At 56.5% G+C, this 3,718-nt stretch carries 4 protein-coding genes; 1 reads left to right on the top strand and 3 read right to left on the bottom strand.

The genetic code is table 11. The features are described 5' to 3' along the window. Positions 1-242 (bottom strand): Lrp/AsnC family transcriptional regulator (locus B2W52_RS09060; protein WP_286802593.1); only part of this gene is annotated, 242 nt, incomplete at its 3' end. 145 nt (positions 243-387) lie between these two features. Between B2W52_RS09060 and leuA the strand changes: the two genes are divergently transcribed. Further along, entirely contained in the window at positions 388-2,082 is a 1,695-nt protein-coding gene (gene leuA, locus B2W52_RS09055; protein ID WP_286802591.1) for a 2-isopropylmalate synthase, read from the top strand. A 92-nt stretch (positions 2,083-2,174) separates the two neighbouring features. On the opposite strand, the gene B2W52_RS09050 is transcribed toward leuA, so the two are convergent. Together B2W52_RS09050 and B2W52_RS09045 are read right to left on the bottom strand one after the other, a co-directional pair. Continuing rightward, positions 2,175-2,384, bottom strand: coding sequence for a cold-shock protein (locus tag B2W52_RS09050; RefSeq protein WP_008169155.1), 210 nt, complete (start codon positions 2,382-2,384; stop codon positions 2,175-2,177). A gap of 316 nt (positions 2,385-2,700) precedes the next feature. Continuing rightward, on the bottom strand, positions 2,701-3,718 hold a 1,018-nt coding region (locus B2W52_RS09045; RefSeq protein WP_286802588.1), incomplete at its 5' end, for an AMP-binding protein.

Genomic DNA, 3,718 nt, shown 5'->3' with positions numbered 1-3,718 from the left:
ATGCCAATCAGGATGATCGCCGTCAGAGAAAGGCCAAGTTTCTTGTGGTCCAGAATGGTGACGGTTCTGACGATGATACCGGCATCCTCCAGTGCCCGCACACGACGGAGACAGGGCGAAGGGGATAGCCCGACTTTCTCTGCCAGTTCCTGGTTGGTCAGGGAGCCATCCTGCTGGATCTGTTCGAGAATTCGGCGGTCCATCTTGTCAATTTTGGCGAGGGTTTTCTTGTTTTCGGTCATAAAATTCCAAGAATGGCGTTTATCAAGCAATTTATAGGTTAGAAAATACGCTTCCCCGCTCAAGTTCGCAATCAAATACCAGCTTTTTCGCGTTAACCTGTACCCATCAAAGAATTCACTTCTGAAACCGCAAGGAATTACACGCATGGCTTTCGATCATCGCAAATACGTTGCGTTCAAACCTGTTGCCAAAACCGACCGTCGCTGGCCGGACAAGGTCATCGAGAAGGCGCCAACCTGGTGTGCCGTAGATCTTCGGGATGGTAATCAGGCACTGGTGAAGCCCATGTCTGTTGCCCAGAAAACGCGGATGTTCGAATTGCTGGTGAAGTTGGGTTTCAAGGAAATCGAGATTGGCTTTCCCGCTGCCAGCCAACCGGATTTCGATTTCTGCCGCAAGCTGATTGAAGAAAATCGCATCCCTGAGGATGTGAAAATACAGGTGCTGACCCAGGCCCGTCCTGAGTTGATCGAGCGTACCTATGAAGCATTGGCCGGCGCCCGAAAGGCAATCGTGCATGTCTACAATTCTACTTCCACGGTTCAGCGGGAGCAGGTGTTTGGTCTGGATCGTGACGGTATCAGGGACATTGCCGTCAACGGAGCCAAACTGGTTCGCGACATCGCCGCGCGCCACCCGGAGACCGAGTGGACGTTCCAGTATTCACCGGAGAGCTTTACCGGTACCGAGCTGGATTTCGCCGCGGAAGTGATTGATGCCGTGAGTGAGGTCTGGCGTCCGGAAGAGGGCCAGCCGATGATTATCAACCTGCCTGCCACCGTTGAAATGGCGACACCGAACGTGTTTGCGGACCAGATCGAGTGGATCTGCGACAACATCCAGCGCCGTGAACACATCAGCATCAGTGTGCATACTCACAATGATCGCGGCTGTGCCGTGGCCGCCGCCGAATTGGCGGTAATGGCAGGGGCCGATCGGGTCGAGGGCACATTGATGGGCAACGGTGAGCGCACCGGCAACATGGATCTGGTGACCATGTCCATGAACCTGTACTCCCAGGGCATTGATCCCACGCTGGATCTGTCGGGCATGGCAGAGATCACCGAAGTGGTTGAGGCCTGTACGGAGATTTCCACCCATCCACGCCATCCCTACGCCGGCGAACTGGTGTTCACCGCCTTCTCAGGCAGCCATCAGGATGCCATTCGCAAGTGTCTGGCGCGCCGAAAGGATGGCGAAACCTGGAACGTCGCGTATCTGCCCATCGACCCGTTCGATGTGGGTCGCCGCTATGAGGAAGTGGTTCGCATCAACAGTCAGTCTGGCAAGGGCGGTGTCGCCTATGTACTGGAGCGGGATTACAACATCAGTCTGCCACGCTGGTTGCAGATCGAGTTCAGCAAGGTGGTCCAGAGAGAGGCGGAAACCAACGGTGGCGAGATTGACTCACTGACCATTCATCGCCTGTTCGAGGATCGCTATCTGAAAGTCCACGCCGATTGGGCACTGCGCTCCTACGACCTGCACCGGGACGAAGAGGGTGTGCATGCCGAGGTGTCGGTGGGTCGCGATGCATCGCCGGTTCGTCTGGATGGCCATGGGCTGGGCGCAGTGGAGGCTGTATCTGAGGCGCTGGAGATGCGCTTTGATATCTCCATTGCTGTCGAGGCTTACGACGAGTTTGCGCTGGGTGAGGGCACCAATGCCAACGCACTGGCCTGTATTCGCTTGACTGCAAACGGTATGCATTGCAGCGCTGCGGCACTGGCCGAAGACACGACATCTGCCACCCTGCAGGCCTTGTTTTCGGCAGTCGCCCAGGCAGTGGGTATCGAAATGCCTGAGACGGAAGCCGAACCTGAATCGGCGGGTGCCTGAAAAACCTGCCGTCCTGACGACACAAGCCGGCACGAATGCCGGCTTGTTGGTTTTCCGATGCCCGTGAGGGGCAAAGGACGGAGCGTATACCCTTAGACCGGGGTAACGTTTTCCGCCTGCGGGCCTTTCGGGCCCTGTGTTACGGTGAACTGCACCTGCTGGCCTTCGGTCAGGGTGCGGAAACCGCTTGCATTGATTGCGCTGTAGTGAACAAACACGTCGCTGCCACCGTCCTGAGCAATGAAGCCAAAGCCTTTGGACTCGTTAAACCACTTAACGTGGCCGGTTTTAGTATCGGACATTGATCTTTCCTGTCTTTCTGTAATTTGCCCTCACGGGACCTTCAAAATTCCACATGGAATCGTTGCTGAGAAATCCAGAGAGTACTGAGGAAGGGGCAACGAAGAGCACTTCGGCAGGACGTTGAAACGCATTCACCAAATACCGCTGTATTTTCACAGCTATTTCAGTATAGACCGACTTTGGGGGGCGTCAACGAAATTTTTGCAGCTTTCGTGAAGGTTTTATTGCGGGCAAAAACAACAGGTTGGGATTTGATTGGGCAAAAATTGCCCGCCCCCGGTTCGGGCGGGGCGGGCAGCTTTCACGGTGGCTCTGTCAGCGGCGGAACTGCTCGCTGATTTCTTCCAGAATGGCAGGGTCATCAATGGTGCTGGGCACCGCGTATTCCTCGCCATCGGCAATCTGGCGGATGACCCGTCTGAGGATCTTGCCGGAACGGGTCTTGGGCAGGCGATCAACCACCAGGGCGCGGCGGAAACAGGCGATGGCGCCAATCTTGTCTCGAACCATCTCCACCAGCTCGTCTTCCAGTTCGTCATGGTCGATGGTTGCGCCGTCCTTGATCAGAACCAGCCCAATGGGGATCTGCCCTTTCATATCATCGTGCGCACCCACGACGCAGCACTCGGCTATGGCCGGGTGGGAAGCTACGACTTCCTCCATCTCACCGGTGGAGAGCCGGTGGCCAGCGACATTGATAACGTCATCGGTACGGCCCATAACGAACACGTACCCGTCATCGTCAATGAAGCCGCCGTCGCCGGAGCTGTAGAATCCCGATATCGGTTCCAAGTAGGTTTTGCGGAAACGCTCATCGTCGCCCCAGACTGTCATCATACAGCCGGGTGGCAGTGGCAGTTTTACAGCAATCTGACCCTGCTCGCCGGCGGACATCTGGCTGCCGTTCATGTCCACTACCTGCACGTTGTAGCCAGGGGAGGGAACGGTTGCCGAACCTGGTTTGGTCGCCATTAACTCGATTCCCACCGGATTACAGCAAATGGCCCAACCGGTTTCGGTCTGCCACCAGTGGTCGAGAACCGGCAGGCCAGTGTGCTCTTTCAGCCACTCATAGGTGGCGGGATCGAGTCGCTCGCCGGCCAGGAACAGTCTTTTCAGTGAACTGATGTCGTAGCGTGAAAGCTGGTCTGCTTCCGGATCTTCCTTGCGGACGGCCCGGAATGCGGTCGGGGCAGTGAACAGCATGTTCACTTTGTGATCCTGAACCACTCGCCAGAAGGCGCCGGCATCCGGTGTTTTCACCGGCTTGCCCTCGTACATGATGGTCGTGCAACCCGCAAACAATGGCGCGTAGACGATGTAGCTGTGGCCG

This window comes from Marinobacter sp. UBA2498 (assembly GCF_002341575.1).
Lineage (GTDB): Bacteria > Pseudomonadota > Gammaproteobacteria > Pseudomonadales > Oleiphilaceae > Marinobacter > Marinobacter manganoxydans.
Note: the sequence above shows the minus strand (reverse complement) of the source record. Positions and strands in the feature narration are given on the sequence as shown.

Coding starts and splice junctions, on each gene's coding strand:
- leuA (WP_286802591.1), top strand. CDS start 388: ATGGCTTTCGATCATCGCAAATACGTTGCGTTCAAACCTGTTGCCAAA.
- B2W52_RS09050 (WP_008169155.1), bottom strand. CDS start 2,384: ATGTCCGATACTAAAACCGGCCACGTTAAGTGGTTTAACGAGTCCAAA.